Source organism: Mesorhizobium sp. USDA 4132 (genome assembly GCF_056279545.1).
This window is the reverse complement of record NZ_JBWCCP010000001.1, coordinates 2,724,534-2,744,610: the sequence shown is the minus strand read 5'-3', so window position 1 is coordinate 2,744,610 and position 20,077 is coordinate 2,724,534. Positions and strand designations below refer to the sequence as shown.

Sequence of the window (20,077 nt, the reverse complement as noted above, 5' to 3'; positions counted from 1 at the left end):
GGGTTCTCCACTCAGAAAATGTCTGGCTCGCCGGCGGTCGCGCCGAATTGCCGTTCGAGGAAATCGAAATCGCAGCCTTCGTTGGCCTGCTTGATGTGCTTTGAGAACATCCAGCCATAACCGCGTTCATATTTATCGGCCGGGGCTACCCATTCGGCGCGGCGGCTGGCGAGCGTCTCTTCGTCCACCAGCATATCGATCGAGCGGTTCGGCAGGTCGACGCGGATGATGTCGCCGGTGCGCACCAGCGACAGCGGCCCGCCGATATGGGCTTCCGGCGCCACATGCAGGATGCAGGCACCGTAGCTCGTGCCGGACATGCGGGCATCGGAAATGCGCAGCATATCGCGATAACCCTGTTTCAGGATCTTCTTCGGGATTGGCAGCATGCCCCATTCCGGCATGCCGGGACCGCCCTTGGGCCCGGCATTGCGCAGAATCAATACGTGATCGGCGGTGACGTCCAGATCCTCGCGGTCGATCATCGCCTTCATTTCGGGATAGCTGTCGAAGACGAGGGCAGGGCCTTCGTGAACCCGCAGCCGCGGTTCGCAGGCAGAGGGCTTCATGACGCAGCCGTCTGGCGCGAGATTGCCCTTGAGAACCGCCAGCGAGCCCTCGTGGTAAATCGGGTTGGAAAGCGGGCGAATGACGTCGCTGTTGTAGACTTCCGCACCCTTCAACGTTTCGCCGAGCGGGAAACCGCTGACGGTCATGGCGTCGAGCTTCAGGAGATCCTTGATCTCCGACATCAGGGCGCGCAGGCCCCCGGCGTAATAGAAGTCTTCCATCAGGTATTTGTCGCCGGTCGGACGAATGTTGGCGACAACCGGCGTCGTGCGTCCCGCCTTGTCGAGATCGTCCAGCGTCAGCGGCACGCCGGCGCGGCGGGCCATCGACAGGAGATGGACAACGGCATTGGTGGAACAGCCGGTCGCCATGGCGACGGTCGTGGCGTTGTGGACCGCATCGGCCGTGATGATCTTGTCCGGAGTCAACTCATCCCAGACCATTTCGACGATCCGGCGGCCGCACCGCGTGCTCATGCGGATATGGTTGACGTCGGCGGCGGGAATGGAGCTCGCGCCGGGGAGGGTGAGACCGAGCGCCTCGGCGATCGCGGTCATCGTGCTTGCGGTGCCGAAGGTCATGCAATGGCCGTAGGAACGGGCAATGCCTTCCTCGACGCCGGTCCATTGTTCTTCGGAAATCGTGCCGGCGCGGCGCTCGTCCCAGTATTTCCAGGCGTCAGAACCGGAGCCCAGCCATTCGCCTTTGTAGTTGCCGCGCAGCATCGGGCCGGCGGGCAGGAAGATCATCGGGAAACCGGCGCTGATGGCGCCCATGACGAGGGCAGGGGTGGTCTTGTCGCAGCCGCCCATCAGCACCGCCCCGTCGACCGGGTGGGCGCGCAACAGCTCTTCCGTCTCCATGGCGAGGAAGTTGCGGTAGAGCATGGAGGTCGGCTTCAGCGCGCTTTCGGAGAGCGACTGCACCGGCAGTTCCACCGGAAAGCCGCCCGCCTGCAGCACGCCGCGCTTCACATGCTCGACGCGGTCCTTGAAATGGGCGTGGCAGGCGTTGAGGTCAGACCAGGTATTGAGGATGGCGATGATCGGCTTTTTGCCCCAATCCTTCTCGTCATAACCCATCTGCATCATGCGGGAGCGATGTCCCGACGAACGAAGATCATCCGGCGCGAACCAACGTGCGCTGCGGAGATTGGCTGCTTGCTTAGTCATGCTTGCTCTTCCAGAAATCCTGCCATCATTCCGGTATCGATTATGTTTCGATCCGGGGACGGAGCTCCTCCCGCCCGGCATCAACTTAAACAGGCTTTGCGCAAATTGATATATCAAGTTTCAGATTTCTGCCTTGATATATCAAATTTCAGGTGGTAGATCAGCGCCATAAGCATGGAGGATATGAATGGGAGGTGACGACGCACTTCTGCCCGTGGAGCCGGTTTTTCTGAAAAGCCTGCGCGACCACGTCTATGGCCTAGTGCGCGACGCCATTCTTGCCGGCCGACTGAAGGGTGGCGAAAAGCTCAACGAGCGTCATCTCGCCAGTCAGCTTGGCATCAGCACGACGCCGCTGAAGGAGGCCTTGCGCGTACTTGAAGCCGAAGGTTTGGTACGATCGGAGCCCCGCCGCGGGATCTACATCACCTTCAATGCCGGCCAGGCGGAAGAGATGATGCTGGCGCGTGCCGCGCTCGAAAGCATGATCGCTCGCCAGGCCGCCAAGCGGGTGACGGATGAAGATATTGCCCTGATGTGCGAGCTCATCGTCGAGATGCGGGCCGGTCTCGAGACGGTGGATGTGCTGCAGTTCATCGCTCTCAACGAGCGCTTCCACAACGCCATCCATGAAGCATCTGGCTGCGGTTATCTGCGTCGCCTGCAGGGCGGCCAGAACATCTACACCCATGCGGCCCGTCTCAGCGTGCTGTCGGAGGAGCGGGAGCGCTTCCTGGCGGTCGAGGAACATCAGGCCATCGCCAACGCGATCGCCGCCCGCGAGCCGGATCTCGCCGAGCGGCTGATGCGCGACCACGTCATTCGCTCGGGCGAGAAACATCTTCTCCGGGTGTAGCAAGTCGGGAATGGGGGAAACGGACATGAATATCCGCGATTACAAGCGTGTCCTCACGGGCATTTCGGGCGTCCACGTGACTGCCTACGACAACCAGGGGGCGATCGATCCTCACTTGACCGGCAAGATCATCCGCCGCATTGCCGACGCGGGCATTCACAATATCGTCTGCGGCGGCAATACCGGCGAGTTCTACAGCCTTCAGCATGAGGAAGTGCTTCGCCTGCAGGCTATCTGCGTCGCAGCTGTCGAGGGCAAGACAGTCGTCACCGCCGCAGCCGGCCGTTCGGTCGGCGAAGCGATTGCGACCGCCAAGTCGGCCAAGCGTGAAGGCGCTCAGGGAGTGATGGTCCATCACCCGCTCGATCCATTCGCCGCACCCTGCTCGCAGGCCGACTATTTCATCGCCATCGCCGAGGCTTCGGAACTGCCGCTCGTCGCCTATGTGCGGTCCAATGCAATGGCCGTCGACGATCTTGCCCGCATTGCCACCCATCCGAACATTGCCGGCGTCAAGTTCGCCTCGACCGACATGATGCTGTTTTCCGAATGCGTGCGGGCGACCGAGGGCACGGATGCGGTCTGGATCTGCGGTCTCGCCGAGGGCTGGGCGGCACCTTTTTACGCACTCGGCGCCAAAGGCTTCACGTCCGGCCTCGTCAATATCGATCCGGCCCGGTCGCTGGCGATCTGGAATGCGCTCGAAGCGGGCGACTATGCCAGGACGCGGGCGCTGGTCGCCAAGATTGCAGGCTTCGAAACGTTGCGCACTAAGTTCAACAACGGCGCCAATGTCACGGTCGTCAAGGAGGCTTTGGCCTTGCGAGGCGAAAACCTCGGGCCGGTGCGTCTGCCGGGCCTGCCGGCGCTCGATGCCGCCGACCGCGATCGCCTCGAACAGATCTTAAAGGGCTGGGAACCTGTCGCCGCCTGAGCGGCGAAGGAGAAGGCCTCGCGAATACCGGCGTTCCTGGCGCCGTTCACTGATCCCGCGCCGACGGATCACCCGCCGGCCCGTCCTTCGTTCATCCGGATAGACCCCATGAAAATCACAGCGCTTGAAACAGTCCAACTTCCCAGCCTGAACAATATCATCTGGCTTCGCATCCATACGGACGAAGGGATCATCGGCCTCGGCGAGACCTTTCGCGGGGCGGATGCCGTCGCGACCTACCTGCATGCGGAAGTCGCGCCGGCACTGATCGGCAAGAACCCGCTGGAGATCGACCGGATTTCCAAGCAACTGACCGAGACCTATGTGGGCTTCCGCTCCTCCGGCGTCGAAATCCGCGCGGCATCCGCCGTCGATATCGCGCTCTGGGACATCCTCGGCAAGGTCACGAACCAGCCGATCCACCAGCTTCTTGGCGGCCTGTCGCGGCCGTCGATCCGCACCTACAACACCTGTGCCGGCTATTCCTACAACAGCCGTGGTTCGCGCCGCTACATCGGCGACGCCGACAAGCCTCAAGGCCCCTATGACGATCAGGTCGCCTTCACCAACGATGCGGGTGCGCTTGCCGAAAGCCTGCTGTCCGAAGGTATCACCGCCATGAAGATCTGGCCGCTCGATCCCTTCGCGGTCGCCAGCGGCGGCAATTTCATTCATCGGGATGACCTCGAAAAGGGGCTCGAGCCGTTCCGCAAGATCCGCGACGCGGTCGGTAACAAGATGGAAGTGATGGTCGAGCTGCATTCGATGTGGGATTTGCCGTCGGCGCTGGCGATTGCCCGCGAGATCAAGGAATTCCGCCCCTTCTGGATGGAGGATCCGATCAAGATGCAAGACACCGAGGCGCTGGCGATCTATGCGCAGCGTTCGGGCCTGCCGGTCTGCGCCAGCGAGACGCTTGCGACCCGCGCCCAGTTCGTCGAACTGCTGCGCAAGAATGCCGTCGACTACGTCATGCTCGACATTTCCTGGTGCGGTGGTTTGAGCGAGGCGAAGAAGATCGCCACCATGGCGGAAGCCTTCCAGCGGCCGATCGCCCCGCATGACTGCACCGGCCCGGTCGTCTTCACCGCCTCTATCCACCTGGCGCTCAACGCGCCGAACGCAGTCTTCCAGGAGTCGGTACGCGCCTATTACTCGACCTGGTATCGCGATCTCGTCACCGTCATGCCGCGTATCGAAAACGGCCAGATCTATCCGTTCGAAGGAGCGGGCCTCGGGCTGGAACTCAGCGATTACGTGCTCGACAATCCAGACGTCATCCGCCGCACCACCAATGTCGGCGACCTGTGATGCGTTTCGAACCGATCGGTCGCCTCAGTCTCGGGCTTGGCGAAGGCCCGGTCTGGGACGAAAGACGAAATCTCGTCTTTCTCTGCGACATCCCGACCGGCCGGCTGCTGGCGATCCGGCTCGGCGAGGGCCAGGTCGACGAGTGGGTTCTCGGTACCAATGTCTGTTCGCTCGGGCTTTGTGAAAGCGGCCGGCTGGTCGTGTCGCTGATGCGTGAGATTATTCTCTTCGATCCGGAGACCGGGGAGCGACAGACGCTCGCGCATCTCGACGGCGAGCTTGAGAGCAATCGGCTCAATGATGGCAAAGTGGGACCGGACGGCGCCTTCTGGGTCGGCACGACCGACCAGCGGCCGGAGCGGCAGCCGGTCTGTTCGCTTTACCGCATCGCTGCGGACGGCAAGTTTGCCGTCAAGAAGAGCGGGCTTTTGATCTCGAACGGGCTCGCCTGGTCGCCGGACGGCACGAGCATGTATCATTCGGATTCGGGCGGTCAGTGGATCGAGCGGCATGATTTCGATGCCGCGACGGGCGAGATCGGCGAAGGGGTTAGGATCGCCACACCCGGCGAGGCGGACGGGCGGCCGGATGGCGGCGCGACTGATGCCGACGGCTTCTACTGGAGCGCTGGCGTTTCTGCCGGATGTCTCAATCGTTATTCGCCTGAAGGCGTGGTGGTCGGCAAATATCCGCTGCCGGTTGCGACGCCGACCATGCCGTGTTTCTGCGGTCCTGATCTCAAGACGCTGCTCGTCACCTCGCACCGCTATCTTTCGCAGGAGAGGCTGGAGGCATATCCTTTGAGCGGCGCGGTGCTGGTCGCATCCTCGCCGGTCGCCGGGGTGCCGGTCGCACGCTTGAAAGGATTTTGACGTGGATTTCGACAAGGCCAATAAGATCGATGACTGACGCATCCATCTACACGCTCAAGGCTGACCGTTGCGAACTGGTTGTCGATGCCGCCCATGGCGCCAGCCTCACCTCCTTCCGGTGGCGAAAGCCTGACGGTGACTGGTTCGAGATCCTGCATGCCTGCCCGCCGGCGCAGGTCGCATTGACCGGCGGCTCTTTCATCATGGCACCGTTTGCCAATCGGCTGGATGCCGGCCGCTTCCTGAACGCCGACGGACCGGTTGAGGTCCCGCTCAACCGGCCGGAACAGAACATGGCGCTGCACGGATTTTCCCGCGACAGGGCCTGGCAAGTTATCGAGGTCACCGAAAACACGCTGACCCTGGCCGACGATTTTACCCATGAGGCGATCCCGTTCGCCTATCGGCTGGTGCAGCATATCTCGATCGGCGCGGATGGCGCCGAACTGTCGTTGACACTGACCAATACAGCGAACCGTACGCTTCCCTATGGCATGGGTTTTCATCCCTGGTTCCGCAAAGAGGACGAAACCTGGCTGAACTTCGATGCTGAGATCGGTTTCGGCCGTGATCAACGAGGTTTGCCGACCGAGCCCGTTCCAGCCAATAGGGGACTCGATTTCGCCCACGGTCTCGATACGTCGAAGATGCCGTGGTTCGATGGACATTTTTCGGAATGGGCACCGCGCCAGGCCATCGTCGAGTGGCGACGGGCTGGGGTCAGCATGACGCTTTCGGCGACGGGCGCCCTGACAAATCTGCATGTCTACGTGCCCGACGATCGGCCCATTCTCTGCGTCGAACCCGTCAGCCACGTGCCCGACGTCCACAGTCGACGGGAACTGGCGCGATACGGCGACCTTGAATGGTTGGCACCTGGAGAAACTATCACGGGATCCATGGTTCTTCGGTTCTCCTGAGCGGGAGAAGACAGAACCATCATTTCTGTTTTTGCCGCGGATCGTGTGAGCTAGACCGTTCGGCGGATAAAAATGCACCGCACAAAATATTTGTTGGATGGGCCCTTCCAGAACTCGCACATTGCATAAGTCGCCCTACATAACAGTGGCTTTTATGTGTTCCAGGCCAAGTCAAACGAGGTGGTGACTGGCGATCCGGAGGGAAATTCTGTCATGTCTTTGAAGAAAATGCTTTTGGGCATAGCTTTTGCGCTGGGCGTCTCGGCCACCATGGCGAATGCCCAGGTCGTCGTCTCGTCCAAGATCGACACCGAAGGCGGGGTGCTGGGCAACATCATCCTTGCCATGCTGAAGGCGAACAACATCCAGACCACCGATCGTATCCAGCTCGGAGCGACGCCTGTGGTGCGCAAGGCGATCACCGCCGGCGAGATCGACATCTATCCGGAATATACTGGTAACGGCGCCTTCTTCTTCGAAAAGGGCGACGATCCGGCCTGGAAGAACCCGCAAAAGGCCTATGAAGCGGTCAAGAAGCTCGATTACGACGCCAACAAGATCGTCTGGCTGACGCCGTCTTCGGCCAACAACACCTGGGCAATCGCGGTGCGCAAGGATGTCGCGGATGCCAACAAGCTGAAGACGCTGACCGATTTCGGCAAATATGTCGCCGGCGGCGGCAAGATCGTGCTGGCGGCATCGTCCGAGTTCGTCAATTCGGCCGCAGCCCTGCCGGCCTTCCAGACCACCTACGGCTTCAAGCTGAAACCCGACCAGCTGATCACGCTCTCGGGCGGTGATACGGCTGCGACCATCGGTGCGGCCGCCAACCAGACCAACAATGCCAATGCCGCCATGGTCTACGGCACCGACGGCGGTATCGCGCCCTCTGGCCTTGTGGTTCTCGAAGACGACAAGGGCGTCCAGCCGGTCTATCAGCCGACCCCGATCATCCGCGAGGCAGTGCTCAAAAAGAACCCGACCATCGAGGCGGTGCTGAAGCCGGTCTTCGCCAAGCTCGATCTCGTCACGCTGCAGGACCTCAATGGTCGCGTGCAGGTGGGCGGCGAGCCGGCCAAGGCGGTTGCCGAGGATTTTCTCAAGAAGAACGGCTTCCTGAAGTAATTCCTTTTCGGACCGGTTTCGTGTCAACATGGGCCGGGCGTTGGACGCCCGGCTTTTTCATCGATCATAGGGTCGGTTTATGAGGGGCATGGGTCGGTTTGAGAGTTCGGTTCGATAAGCTCGGCATCGTCATCGCCCTTCTAGCCGCCTACGGCGCGCTCTGGGCGTCGTTTGCGACGCTCAAGCCCAATCGGATAGTACAGGGCCAGGCGCAGGCGATGCTTCAGTCGCTGCCGGCTTGGGCGGGTTGGGGCCTTGTCATTGTCCTTGTTCTTGCAATCGCCGCGGCACTCTTTCGCACTTCCCCCTGGATCAAGCTCCTTGCAGCCGTCGTGGCGCTGGCGGCACTGACGCTTTCGATCGGATACGCGGCGACCTTCCTGACGCCGGCCGGCAATACCTATGCTCGCGTCTCACCCGCCTCGGGCTTCTGGCTGCTGCTGTTCGCCTTTGCGCTTCTGGCTGCCGATGCGATCACGCGGCTCGATCCGACGCCGGCGATGCGGGTTCTGTTTCTGGTCATGGCAGCGGCGGCGATTGGCACGCTGCTGATGTCGGGAAGCTGGAACGGGTTGTCGATCATGAAGGAATATGCAGGCCGCGCCGACGTCTTCTGGGTCGAGGCGGGCAAGCATGTGGAACTGGCGCTTGGCTCGCTCTTTGCTGCCGTCCTGGTGGGGCTGCCGCTCGGTATTCTCTGTCATCGGGTGGCACCGCTTCGGGATGGCGTGCTCAACACGCTGAACCTTGTCCAGACCATCCCGTCGATCGCGCTTTTCGGCCTGTTGATCGCGCCGCTTGGCTGGGTCGCCGCCAATGTGCCGGGGGCTGCGGCGATCGGCATCCGCGGCATCGGGGTGGCGCCTGCCTTTGTCGCACTGTTTCTCTATTCGCTGCTGCCTGTCGTCGCCAATACCGTCGTCGGGCTTGCCGGCGCGCCGCGCGCGGCAAACGACGCTGCCCGCGGCATCGGCATGACCGGCCGGCAGCGGCTTTTCAAGATCGAGTTTCCGCTGGCGCTGCCGGTGATTCTGACCGCGATCCGCATTGTGCTCGTCCAGAATATCGGCATGGCGACGATTGCCGCGCTGATCGGCGGCGGCGGTTTTGGCGTCTTCGTCTTCCAGGGCATCGGCCAGACAGCGATGGACCTTGTCCTGCTTGGCGCCGTGCCGACTGTGGCGCTCGCCTTTGCCTCGGCCGTCGTCCTCGACGCGCTGATCGAGATGAACTCCCGCGTCCCCAACGGAGCCAGATCCGCATGATCGAGATTGATGCCATCACCAAGCGCTATGACGGTATCGCCGTCGTCGACAATGTCTCGATGGTGATCGAGCCGCGCACGGTCACGGTCGTCGTCGGCACGTCCGGCTCCGGCAAGACGACGCTGATCCGGATGATCAACCGGCTGGTGGAGGCGACAGAAGGCGCCATCCGGCTCGACGGCGAGGACAACCGGTCCATCCCGGGCTACGAGTTGCGGCGCAGGATCGGCTACGCCATCCAGGGCCATGGGCTTTTCCCGCACCGGACGGTGGCGCAGAACATTGCGACGGTGCCCGGCCTGCTCGGCTGGACGAAGGCCCGCACCGACGCCAAGGTCGAGGAATTGCTGACGCTCTTCCAGCTCGAGCCGAAGACGTTCGGGCCGCGTTATCCGCACGAACTTTCCGGCGGACAGCAGCAGCGCGTCGGGGTGGCGCGGGCGCTCGCGGCCGAACCGAACGTGCTGTTGATGGACGAGCCCTTCGGGGCACTCGATCCGATCATCCGCGCCAAGGCGCAGGACGATCTGCTGGCGATCCAGAAACATTTCGCCACAACGATCGTCCTGGTGACCCATGACATGAATGAGGCATTCCATCTCGCCGACAAGATTGCCGTGATGGACAAGGGCAGGGTGGTGCAATATGGGCCGCCGGCCGAACTCGTCCGTGCACCGGCAACGCCGTTCGTCGAGACGCTGATCGGTGATGCGGAACGGCCGTTCCGGCTGCTTTCGATTGCAAAGGCTGGCGCTGCGGCAGAGCCGGGCGAGGCGGAAGGCGAGCCGATCCGCGAGGACAGGAGCCAGCAGGAGGCGCTTGCCGATCTCATCTGGAGCGGCCGCGATGCGCTTCCGGTCATCTCCAGGAGCGGCGCTCCGATGGGGCGGGTGACGCTCGACGCGATCCTCAAGCGCGCCGCGAGGCCACGATGAGGGCTTGGGTGCCGACCATCCTGCGCAGCCTTCTGCTTCTCGTGCTGATCGCCTTCCTGGTCTCGCCGGAAAGTTTTGAGCCGCTGCTGAAGCCGCTCGTGCAGCCGAACGCACCGGCGATCTACAATCAGGGCAGCCTGCTCAGCCTGACGATCCTGCACCTGCGGACCGTCTTCATCGCGACGCTAGCTGCGACGATCATCGCCGTGCTTCTGGCGATCCTCGTCACCAGGCCGTTCGGGGTGGAGTTCCTGGCGCTTTCCCGAAGCCTCGTCAATATCGGCCAGACGTTTCCGCCGGTCGCTGTTCTGGCGCTTGCCGTGCCGGCTGTCGGTTTCGGCGAGAAGCCGACGCTGATTGCGCTGTTTCTCTATGGGCTTCTGCCGATTTTCGAAAACACGCTGACGGCGCTCACCAACCTGCCACGGTCTGTGATGGAGGCGGCGCGCGGTTCCGGCATGACACCTTTCCAGCGGCTCATCCAGGTCGAGTTGCCGCTGTCCTTGCCGGTGATCGTCGCCGGCATCCGGCTGTCGGTGGTGATCAGTCTCGCCACCGCGACGATCGGTTCGACGGTCGCGGCAAAGACCCTCGGCGAAGTGATCATTGCCGGATTGCAATCCAACAACCTGGCCTTCGTGCTGCAGGGCGGGTTGATTGTCGGCGCACTGGCTGTGCTGATCTATGATGGGCTCTCGGCGGCCGAGGCGATGATCGCCCGCCGGACGGGTGCGGCCTAACCGTGGCTGGAATCGGTCGGCACGACCGGTTCGACATCCTGTTTCAGGTTGCCGCGGTGGAAGATGAACAGGCCGGCGATGACGATGATGCCGGCGCCCGTCAGCGTTTGGACATCCGGAAAATCGCCGAAGAAAATCCAGCCGAGCACGATCGCCCAGAGCAGCAGCGTATATTGCAGCGGTGCGAGCACCGAGGCCGGCGCCAGTTTCAGCGAGCGGGTGATCAGCAGATGGGCGCCGCAGGAGACGATGCCAAGCAGGAGCAGGGCCAGCAGTTCGCCGGTATTGAACGGGCTCCAGTTGCCGACGGTCAGGAACGCGCCGGCCACGAGGCATGCAAGCGTCTGCCAGGTGACGAGGGTCGCATCCGGGGTCGAGCGCAGCGTGCGGTTCAGCACCAGCGTCAGTGCGAAGGAAAGACTGCCGATCAGCCCGAAAATCGACGGCAATGACAGCATTTCCGAGGAGGGACGTAGCGCGATCACCACGCCGATGAAGCCGATCAGGACGGCGAGCCAGCGCCGCCACCCGATGCGCTCGCCGAGCAGGAAATGCGACAGGGCCGCCACGTAGATCGGGCCTGCCATGTAGAAGGTCATGACGTCGGCGAGTGGCATGTAGGCGACGGCGGCATAGAATAGCCCGGTATCGGCGGTTGCCAGAACGATGCGCAGCACATGCAGCGATGGCTTCTCGACCTTGTAGAGTGCCGAAATCGGCTGGCGGGCGAGCATCGGGCCGAGCACGAAAAAGGCGCCGACCGACCGGATCAGCAGAACCTGTCCGACCGAAAAGCTCGCCACCAGCCATTTGCCCATGGCATCGTTGAGGGCGAACATGAAATCCCCGAGCAGCATCAGCAGTATGCCTGCCATTACCGCATTGCCCGCTATCGCCGAGACCGCTCTCTTGTTCATGCTGCGCGAGCGCTCCCGACTCTGATCCTGCAATTTGAAAGTGCGGACTTACCCGGCGAGCCTGCCACCTTGCAAGGGCCTTGGTGCACCGGTGGTTGTGGGAAAACTGATCGGCAGGCCGCGCAACACGCGTACCGCGAGGAACGCGAAACACTCGGCCTCGACAGCATCGCCCCGCCAGCCGAGCGTATCGGCGGAAACCGCCTTCACGCCGGCGCGGCTTTCAAGCATCGACATGATCGTCGGATTGTGGCGGCCGCCGCCGCTGACGATCAGCCGCTTCGGCCGGTGCGGCAGCAGATCGAGCGCCTTGCCGACTGCAGATGCGGTGAAGGCTGAAAGGGTTGCCGCGCCGGTGGCGTCGTCAAGGCCGTCTGCCATGGCGGCGGTGAAGTCGAAACGATCGAGCGATTTCGGATAGGGCGCCGTGAGGTAGGGATGCTCGAGAAGCTTTGTGAGGCGTTCCTCGTCGACTTTGCCGGAGGCGCCGAGCGCGCCGTTGCGGTCCATTTCGCCAAGGCCGCGTGCCTTGATGAAGTCGTTGAGCGGCGCGTTGGCCGGGCCGGTATCGAAGGCGATCATCAGATCCCTGCCGTCCCACCAGGTGATGTTGGCGACGCCGCCGAGATTGAGCACGGCCGTATCGCCGCTGGTATCGACGCCGCGTAGCAGAGCCGAATGATAGGCGGCGGCAAGCGGCGCGCCCTGGCCACCCGCCCGCACGTCCGCCGAGCGGAAATCGTAGGCGACCTTGGTGCCGAGGATCGAGGCCATCAGCTCGCCATCGCCGAGCTGGCGGGTGTCGCCGAGCCTGTCTTTGGTGGGTGCCCGGTGCAGCACGCTCTGGCCGTGGAAACCGACGATGCCGATATCGGCCATCGTCAGCCCCGTGCTTTCGACGAGTTCCCTGACGGCGTGGGACTGCGCCTTTGTGAGCGCCTGTTCGGCCTCGCGGAAGATCGCCGGATCGGATCCTTCGAAATTCCAGACGCGGGCCTGAGCGAGCGTTTCCTCCAGGAGGGCGCGGATTTCCGGCGGATAGGGGGCGAGCGTATAGGCACCAAACGTGTCGATCGTCTCGCCGTCCGTCTTCAGGAGCGCCACGTCGATATTGCCGTCGAGGACGGTTCCGGTCATCAGGCCGACAGCCCAGATTGGCTCCATGATCAGCTCCTCAGGTTTGGTTCACGAGATTGCAGACCGCCTGCCGCAGGGCCAGGATGCCGCTGTCGAAATGGCGGGTCGGATGGATGCGGTTGGTGAGCAGGGTCACGGCACGACCCCTGTCGAAATCGATCAGCAGGCTTGTGCCGGTAAAGCCCGTATGGCCGATCGTTCCGGGGTTGCACAGGTTTCCGCCCCACCAGTCGGCATAGGAATGCTCCCAGCCATGGGTCCGCCTGTTCGAGAGCGGCGCGCGCATCAGCGCGATCGCATTCCCGGACGCGCCGGTGCCGTCGAGCAGGCTTTCGGCGAAGTCCAGAACCGACATCACCGTGCCGAACAGGCCCGCATGGCCGGAACCCTGCAGCGCCGCGCAATTTTCGTCGTGCACTTCGCCCGACAGGATCCGCTGCCGCCAGGCGCAGTCTTCGGTGGCGGCGGAATTTTCCGGATCGGCAGACCAGGCGAAGCCCGGGCCGGGATCGAGGTCGCGGATCGTCTTCTTCGCCAGTCGTTCGAGTGCGAAGCCGAGCAGGATGAAGTTGATGTCGGAATAGACCGGCGGGCCGGCTTTCCATTCCCGCTGCAGGATGAATGCGCGCAGCAGGTCCGGATCGTGCCCGTAGGTGTAGATCGGCTCGACACCCGGAAACGGCGTCTGGTGGCCGAGGCACTGTCGGAAGGTGATTTTCCGTTCCCAGGCCTCTGCATTGTATTGGCGCAGGTCCGGCAGCAGGGTGGTGAGCGGTGCGTCGAGATCGATCGTGCCGTCGTCGGCGAGCTTCAGAATGCGCCTCGTGGTGAAGATCACCTTGGTGAGCGAGGCGAGGTCGAACCAGGTGTCCAAGGTCATCGGACGTTGAGTGGGAACGACTTGGGCCGAGCCGGTCGCGCGGGTCATGCGCCCGTGTTTCAGGTCAACGATGCCGAGCACGCCGCCCGGAATGCGCTTGTCGGTGACGGATTTTTCGAGCGGGGCGAAGGCCCGCTCGAAAACGGCGGCAAGTTCGGGACTGGCGGAAGCAGTGTCTTTCATATGATTACATCCTCAGGCTTCCGCCCGTGCTCGGTGATCCGGTCCACAGGACTGCCATTCGGCGGGCGGCGGCTCGAAACCCGGTGGTCGAACCAGAGACGGGACCTGGCGCGTATCGAGTTCGAAATGCTGGTTGCGGCGCTCGATGCTCGGCACGGCGGAAATCAGCCGCCTGGTATAGGAATGCTGCGGGTTGGACAAAATCGAGGCAGCATTGCCGATCTCGACGATCTGGCCCGCATAAAGCACCGCGATGCGGTGGGCGATACGCTCGACGACCGCCATGTCGTGCGACACGAACAGATAGGCGAGGCCATATTCGTGCTGCAGGTCGACCAGCAGCTCCAGAACCTTGGCCTGAACCGAGACGTCCAGCGCCGAAACTGCCTCATCGAGCACGACGATCGACGGATTGAGCATCAGCGCGCGGGCGATGCAGAGGCGCTGGCGCTGGCCGCCGGAGAACTCGTGCGGGTAGCGCAGCAGACTGTTTTCGGGCAGGCCGACGCGCTTCAGCAGCGCCACCATTTTCGCCCGCGTTCCGGTGTCGATCCGGCCACCGGCGGCGATCACCGGTTCGGCGAGGATGCTGTCGATCCGCAGGCGCGGATTGAGCGAGGCGTAGGGGTTCTGGAAGACCATCTGCACGGAGGGATCGCTTCCGTCCACGATCGCTCCGTTGTTGGCGGAAAAGCTGCCACGGGTCGGCTTTACGAGACCGAGTATAGCGCGGGCCGTCGTCGACTTGCCGGAGCCGCTTTCGCCGACGATCGCCAGCGTCTCGCCCGGCATCAGGTCGAAGCCGACATTCTCGACCGCATGGACCGAGCCCGGCGAGCGGCTGAGAATGCTGCCCGCCACCTTGAAGCGCACCGTCAGACCATCGACCGTCAGCGCGGGCGCGATTGCCTCTCGGCTGAAATCGGAACGGGCGGCGCGGCCGGATTCGAAATGCGGCACGGCGCTCAGGAGATGCCGGGTATAGGGGTGTTTCGGCTGGTCGAGGACGTCGCCGAGCGGTCCCTGCTCGACCGCTTCGCCGGCCTGCATGACCATGACCTTGTCGGCAATGCCGGCGACTAGGCCGATGTCATGGGTGATGAAGATCATCCCCATGTCGGTCTCACGTTTCAATTCGCCGAGCAGCGCCATGATCTGGGCCTGGACCGTCACGTCGAGCGCGGTCGTCGGCTCGTCGGCGATCAGCAGGCGCGGATTGCAAGCGAGCGCCATGGCGATCATGACGCGCTGGAGCATGCCGCCGGAAAGCTGGTTCGGTGTGTATTTGAGGCGCCGCGCGGCATCGGGAATGCGGACCCGGTCGAGTGCGTCCTTGGCGGCGGCCGTCGCCTGACGCCCGGTCAGGCCGCGATGCAGGCGAAACGATTCCTCGATCTGGTGGCCGATCGTCAGCACCGGGTTCAGCGAGGTCATCGGCTCCTGGAAGATCATGCCGATCTCGGAACCGCGGATTTTTTCGAGCACCGGCTCTTCAGCCTTGGTGATATCAAGAATGCTGCCGTCGGCGCGTTTCAGCGTGATCGAACCGCCGATGATCCGGCCGCCGCCGAAATCGACCAACCGGTTGATGGAGAGCGCCGTGACCGATTTGCCGGAGCCGCTTTCGCCAACGATCGCCAGCGTCTCGCCGGCGTCGAGGTCGAAGCTGACGCCCTTGACGATCTCGTTCTGCTTCGGATCACGCCCGAAGCCCACGCGCAGGCCGGATACCGAGAGAAGCGATGTCATGGCGCGGACCTCCGCGTCTTGGGGTCAAGGATATCGCGCAAGGCGTCACCGAGCAGGTTGAAGCCGAGAATGCTGATCATGATGGCGACCGCCGGGAAGATCAGCAGCCAGGGCGCGTTTTCCATCAGGTTGCGGCTGTCGGCGAGCATCAGGCCGAGAGAAGAGGCCGGCGGCTGGGTGCCGAGGCCGAGGAAGCTCAAGCCGGCCTCAGTCAGCAGCGACCAGGCGAGCGCCAGCGTCACCTGAACCGTCAGTGGCGCCACTAGGTTGAGGAGCAGATGCCGGGTCAGGATATAGCGTCGGCTCGAACCGAAGGTGCGGGCGGCATCGACGAACTCGCGGGCCTTGATTGAGAGCGCCGGACCGCGCACGACGCGGGTGAAGATCGGTGTGTAGACGATGGCGATCGCCGCGACGCTCGTCCAGGTGCCGGGGCCGACAACGGCGATGATCAGGAGCGCGAGCAGGATGGCTGGGAAGGCGAGCAGCACGTCCATGATGCGCATCACGAGGCCATCCCAGGCCTTGCCGAACCAGGCGGCCGTGAGGCCGAGCACAGTTCCAGCAACCGTCGCGATCGCCACCGAGCAGAACGCGACGAGGAAGGACTGGCCGATGCCGTTCATCAGCCGGCTCGCGACATCGCGGCCGAACAGGTCGGTACCCATCCAGTAGGCCGCGTTCGGCGCATGCAGCCTGTCGATGCGAAACTGCTGCAGCGGATTGTGAGGCGTGATGCCGGACATGCCGAGCAGCGCGACGACCACATAGATCACCACGATCGTACCGCCGATCCTGCCGCTGGAATGGCTGAAAATTGCACGCAGCATCGACATTAGTTGCCCTCTCCGAGCCGGATGCGCGGATCGAGCGTCACATAGGCGAGGTCGACGAGCAGATTGACCACCATGAAGTTGAAGGCAATGAACAACACGCAACCCTGCACCAGCGCATAATCGCGCTGCAAGATGGCTTCGAGCACGAGGCGGCCAAGACCTGGAAGAGCGTAGATCTGCTCGACAAGCACGGCGCCGCCCAGCAGATAGCCAAATTCGACGCCGCTGAGCGTAACGACCGGGATCAGTGCATTGGGCAGGGCATGGCGCCAGATGACGCTGCGTTTCGGCACGCCCTTGGAGCGGGCGGTGCGGACATAGTCGTCGGAAAGGACATCCAACATGGCGGAGCGCGAGATGCGGGTGACGGAGGCGGCGAAGGCAAAACCGAGCGTGATCGCCGGCAGGATCATCTGGCCGAGATTGCGCAAGGGGTCGGTGAAGAACGGCGTGAACTCGCCCATGGTCGGCAGGATGCCGAAACCGGCCGACAGCGCATAGATGATCAGCAGGCCGACAACGAAGTTGGGTGTCGACTGGCCGATCATCGCGAAGATGCGCACCGCCAGATCGGAGATTTTTTCGTTGCGGGTGGCGGCGAACACGCCGGCTGGCAGGCCGACGAGAAGGGCCACGCACATGGACATCAATGCGAGCTGCAGCGTCAGCGGAAAACGTTCGAGGATGATGGTGAGCGCCGGCTTGCCATGGATCACGGAAATGCCGAGATCGCCCTGGAGGACGCCGAGAAGCCAGCTCCAGTATTGCACCAGGATCGGCTTGTCGATGCCGAAATAGGCCGAGAGCGCCGCTCTCTGTGCCGGCGTCAGAAGACCGGCTTCGGTGCCGAGCATCGCGGTGATCGCGTCACCCGGCACCAATCGGATTGCGACGAACACGAGGATGGAGACCCCGAGCATCACGAGCGGAAACGTCAACAGCCGTCGCGCCAGGTAACTCATTCGCCCACCAACCTCGTATCCGTCATGCTTTCGCGATTACTGCAACGTGACCTTGCTCAGGCCGAACAGCGAGCCTTCCGGCGTCGGCACGAAGCCCTGAACATTCTTCTGCTGTGCCGTGTAGCTGTAGGACGTGTAGAGCCAGGCCCAGGGGGCGACTTCGACGAGGTGCTTTTCGAAGTCGGCGAAGATGGCCTTGCGCTTGGCAGGGTCGGTCTCGACGCGGCCCTTCTGCATCAGGCTGTCGAGCGTATCGTCGATGTAGTTGGTGACCTTCTGCAGGTTGCCGGTCTTGGTCCAGTAGCGGTTGTACATGGAATAGGGATCGGCACGGCCGCCGTTCAGCGCCACCGCCATGTCAAAGTCGCCCTTCAGCCAGGCGTCGACATAGACGTTGAGCTCCATCATCTTGATGTTGAGCTTGACGCCGATTTCGGCGAGCTGGGACTGGAGGACCTGCGCTTCGGCGGCTGCGGTCGCAGGCTCGCCATTGGCGGCGATCACGGTCGCGGTGAAGCCGTTCGCAAAACCGGCATCCGCCATCAGCTTCTTCGCCTTGGCGATATCCTGCTTGTAGCAGAACAGCGCGCTGGCATCGGACGTGTAGCCGGGCATGGTCAGCGGGCCGGTGACCTTGCCTTCGCCGACCGAAGCCGTGTCGAGCACGTCCTTGCGGTCGATGGCGCAGGAGATTGCCTGGCGCACGGCGAGAACGTCCATCGGCTTGCGGGACGGGTTCATCTGCAGGACGTGGTAGGCGAGAACCGGCGTGCGGTTGAGGACGAGGCTGGTTTCCTTCGGCACGAGGGTTGCGACCAGCGGATCGTTGATCAGCGCGAAGTCGACCTGCTTGGTGCGCAGCGCCGCAAGGATCGCGGTCTCGTCCGGCAGAACGCTGATGTCGATGCCGTCGATCGCGATCTTGCCGCCGGCCCAATCCTTGTTGGCGGAGAGCGTTTCCTTGGAATTCGGCTCCCACTTGTCGAGCTTAAACGGGCCGGTACCGAGCGCCTTGGTGCCAATCGTGCCGGCCGCGATTTCAGCCGCCGGTACGATGGCGGCGTTGATGCTCGCCATGGCGGTCAGAAGCGGTGCGTCCGGCTGCGACAGCTTGAAGACGACCGTCGCCTGGTCCGGGGTCTCGATCGAGGCGATCGACAGGAAGTTGGCGCGGGCGGCGGCGGCGGTCTTTTCGTCGAGAAGGCGTTCGAACGAGGCCTTCACGTCGGCGGCCGTTACCGGCTTGCCGTCCTGGAATTTTGCGTTCGGGTTAAGCTTGAAGGTCAGTTGCTTGGCGTCGGCTGCAAATTCCCAGGAGGCTGCGACGGCCGGGACGATCTGCAGGTCCTTGTCGAGGCGGACGAGCGGCTCATAGATCAGCTCCAGCAGGCGGATCGAGGAAAATGCGGTCTGCTTGTGCGGATCAAGGCCGGTCGCATCCTGCTTCCAGGCCATTTTCAGCGAGGCGGCGGATGCCGGCGAGGCGATCGCGGTCGCGCCGATGGTGACGGCCAGCGCAAGGCCGGACAGCAGTTTAGTCGAAAGATGTCTTCCCATTTTTATTCTCCCTCTTTTGATATCTGTTCGTTGTCTCGACCCAGCCACATTTGAGCAGCGGCCGTCATTCAGCAGCTTTACGCTGTCTTCCCATCAATTGCCTTGCGGAGGAAGCCTCCGGCATCGTCGAGCGCCACGCGCGCCGTATCGACATCCATTCCCGTCAGCGCGATCAGGATCGCCAGTTTGACGTCGTTGCCGGTGAGGTCAAGCACGCGGCGCGCCTCTTCCGTCGTGCAGCCGGTCGCCTGCATGACGATGCGGGCAGCGCGGGCGACGAGCTTCTGATTGCTGGCATGCAGATCGACCATCAGGTTCTGATAGCTCTTGCCGATGCGGATCATGCTCGCCGTGGTCAGCATGTTGAGCACGAGCTTCTGGGCCGTGCCGGACTTCAGCCGCGTCGAGCCGGTGAGGATTTCCGGGCCGACCACCGGCGAAATGGCGATATCGGCGATATCGGCGATGACGGCGTCCGGGTTGCAGGACAGGGCGACTGTCTTCGCCCCGATCTCCTTGGCATAGTTCAGGGCACCGATGACGTAAGGGGTGCGGCCGCTGACGGCGATGCCGACAACGACGTCGGCTGCGGTCAGGCCGATGTCGACGAGATCCTGCCGGCCCTGTTCCGGGCTGTCTTCGGCGCCTTCGACGGCGTGCTGCAGGGCGTGGCTGCCGCCGGCGATCAGGCCGACGACCATGCCTTCCGGGACGCTGAAAGTCGGGGGGCATTCGGAAGCATCGAGCACGCCGAGGCGGCCGCTGGTGCCGGCGCCGATATAGACCAGTCGTGCGTCATTCTGGAAAGCGCGAACTATTTCTTCCACGGCCTCGGCGATCTGCGGGATCACCTTTTCGACTGCGGTCGCGACGCCCTGATCTTCCTCGTTTATTTCACGCAGGACATCGACTGTCGGCAGCAGATCTATATCCATGGAGCGGGGATTGCGGTCTTCCGAAACCAGTCTTTCCAGTTCGGATATCAGCCGTTCGTCGCTCATGACCCTGCCTTCGAGATCGGGGTGCAGCGCAGCGCTTCGCAGGATCTGCGTCATACGATGTTGCTCCTCACCCTTCGTTGCCTTTCCCAAAGGATTAGGATCATCCATTCCATGAGTCAATTGAGTATTGGAATATATTATTCCATTTCCTTCCT

General features: G+C 62.9%; 18 protein-coding genes. 9 read left to right on the top strand and 9 right to left on the bottom strand.

The window, feature by feature from the left end:
• Positions 1–11: 11 nt before the first annotated feature.
• Complete coding sequence (gene araD, locus ACZ9IU_RS13955) at positions 12–1,742, bottom strand: L-arabinonate dehydratase (RefSeq protein ID WP_038543890.1); 1,731 nt, start codon at positions 1,740–1,742, stop codon at positions 12–14.
• A 187-nt stretch (positions 1,743–1,929) separates the two neighbouring features.
• Between araD and ACZ9IU_RS13950 the strand changes: the two genes are divergently transcribed.
• The 9 genes from ACZ9IU_RS13950 to ACZ9IU_RS13910 all read left to right on the top strand — a co-directional run bounded on the left by ACZ9IU_RS13950 (position 1,930) and on the right by ACZ9IU_RS13910 (position 10,700).
• A complete protein-coding gene (locus ACZ9IU_RS13950; protein WP_038543887.1) occupies positions 1,930–2,598 on the top strand; it encodes a GntR family transcriptional regulator in 669 nt (222 codons plus the stop codon).
• Positions 2,599–2,623: 25 nt separating this feature from the next.
• A complete protein-coding gene (locus ACZ9IU_RS13945) occupies positions 2,624–3,532 on the top strand; it encodes a dihydrodipicolinate synthase family protein (protein ID WP_038549363.1) in 909 nt (302 codons plus the stop codon).
• A 108-nt stretch (positions 3,533–3,640) separates the two neighbouring features.
• The gene (locus ACZ9IU_RS13940) at positions 3,641–4,843 is read left to right on the top strand and encodes a mandelate racemase/muconate lactonizing enzyme family protein (protein WP_038543884.1); all 1,203 of its coding nucleotides are present in this window, start codon (positions 3,641–3,643) and stop codon (positions 4,841–4,843) included.
• Complete coding sequence (locus ACZ9IU_RS13935) at positions 4,843–5,715, top strand: SMP-30/gluconolactonase/LRE family protein (protein WP_051899751.1); 873 nt, start codon at positions 4,843–4,845, stop codon at positions 5,713–5,715. Before ACZ9IU_RS13940 ends, ACZ9IU_RS13935 begins: the two co-directional genes overlap by 1 nt.
• 29 nt (positions 5,716–5,744) lie before the next feature.
• On the top strand, positions 5,745–6,635 hold the full coding sequence (locus tag ACZ9IU_RS13930) for an aldose epimerase family protein (RefSeq protein WP_038543881.1): 891 nt from the start codon (positions 5,745–5,747) through the stop codon (positions 6,633–6,635).
• 213 nt (positions 6,636–6,848) lie between these two features.
• Complete coding sequence (osmF, locus tag ACZ9IU_RS13925) at positions 6,849–7,760, top strand: glycine betaine ABC transporter substrate-binding protein OsmF (protein ID WP_038543879.1); 912 nt, start codon at positions 6,849–6,851, stop codon at positions 7,758–7,760.
• Positions 7,761–7,858: 98 nt separating this feature from the next.
• The gene (locus ACZ9IU_RS13920) at positions 7,859–9,025 is read left to right on the top strand and encodes an ABC transporter permease (protein WP_038543877.1); all 1,167 of its coding nucleotides are present in this window, start codon (positions 7,859–7,861) and stop codon (positions 9,023–9,025) included.
• Complete coding sequence (locus ACZ9IU_RS13915; RefSeq protein WP_038543875.1) at positions 9,022–9,960, top strand: ABC transporter ATP-binding protein; 939 nt, start codon at positions 9,022–9,024, stop codon at positions 9,958–9,960. The genes ACZ9IU_RS13920 and ACZ9IU_RS13915 overlap by 4 nt, the downstream gene beginning before the upstream one ends.
• Positions 9,957–10,700, top strand: coding sequence for an ABC transporter permease (locus ACZ9IU_RS13910; protein ID WP_038543873.1), 744 nt, complete (start codon positions 9,957–9,959; stop codon positions 10,698–10,700). Before ACZ9IU_RS13915 ends, ACZ9IU_RS13910 begins: the two co-directional genes overlap by 4 nt.
• On the opposite strand, the gene ACZ9IU_RS13905 is transcribed toward ACZ9IU_RS13910, so the two are convergent.
• From ACZ9IU_RS13905 to murQ, 8 genes are all read right to left on the bottom strand, one after another.
• On the bottom strand, positions 10,697–11,617 hold the full coding sequence (locus tag ACZ9IU_RS13905; RefSeq protein ID WP_038543870.1) for a DMT family transporter: 921 nt from the start codon (positions 11,615–11,617) through the stop codon (positions 10,697–10,699). The two genes, ACZ9IU_RS13910 and ACZ9IU_RS13905, sit on opposite strands and share 4 nt — an antisense overlap.
• A gap of 48 nt (positions 11,618–11,665) precedes the next feature.
• The gene (locus ACZ9IU_RS13900) at positions 11,666–12,781 is read right to left on the bottom strand and encodes an anhydro-N-acetylmuramic acid kinase (protein WP_038543868.1); all 1,116 of its coding nucleotides are present in this window, start codon (positions 12,779–12,781) and stop codon (positions 11,666–11,668) included.
• Between the two features lie 10 nt (positions 12,782–12,791).
• Positions 12,792–13,817 carry a serine hydrolase domain-containing protein gene (locus ACZ9IU_RS13895; RefSeq protein WP_038543866.1) on the bottom strand — a complete coding sequence of 342 codons (1,026 nt, stop codon included), beginning with the start codon at positions 13,815–13,817 and terminating at the stop codon, positions 12,792–12,794.
• Positions 13,818–13,829: 12 nt separating this feature from the next.
• On the bottom strand, positions 13,830–15,566 hold the full coding sequence (locus ACZ9IU_RS13890; protein ID WP_038543863.1) for an ABC transporter ATP-binding protein: 1,737 nt from the start codon (positions 15,564–15,566) through the stop codon (positions 13,830–13,832).
• Positions 15,563–16,402 carry an ABC transporter permease gene (locus ACZ9IU_RS13885; protein WP_038543861.1) on the bottom strand — a complete coding sequence of 280 codons (840 nt, stop codon included), beginning with the start codon at positions 16,400–16,402 and terminating at the stop codon, positions 15,563–15,565. The genes ACZ9IU_RS13890 and ACZ9IU_RS13885 overlap by 4 nt, the downstream gene beginning before the upstream one ends.
• Positions 16,402–17,364: an ABC transporter permease gene (locus ACZ9IU_RS13880; protein WP_038543858.1), complete on the bottom strand. Its 963-nt coding sequence runs from the start codon at positions 17,362–17,364 to the stop codon at positions 16,402–16,404. The genes ACZ9IU_RS13885 and ACZ9IU_RS13880 overlap by 1 nt, the downstream gene beginning before the upstream one ends.
• 36 nt (positions 17,365–17,400) lie before the next feature.
• Entirely contained in the window at positions 17,401–18,921 is a 1,521-nt protein-coding gene (locus tag ACZ9IU_RS13875; protein WP_038543855.1) for an ABC transporter substrate-binding protein, read from the bottom strand.
• A 77-nt stretch (positions 18,922–18,998) separates the two neighbouring features.
• Positions 18,999–19,922, bottom strand: a complete 924-nt coding sequence (gene murQ, locus ACZ9IU_RS13870) for an N-acetylmuramic acid 6-phosphate etherase (RefSeq protein ID WP_038549359.1) — start codon at positions 19,920–19,922, stop codon at positions 18,999–19,001.
• Positions 19,923–20,077: the final 155 nt, after the last annotated feature.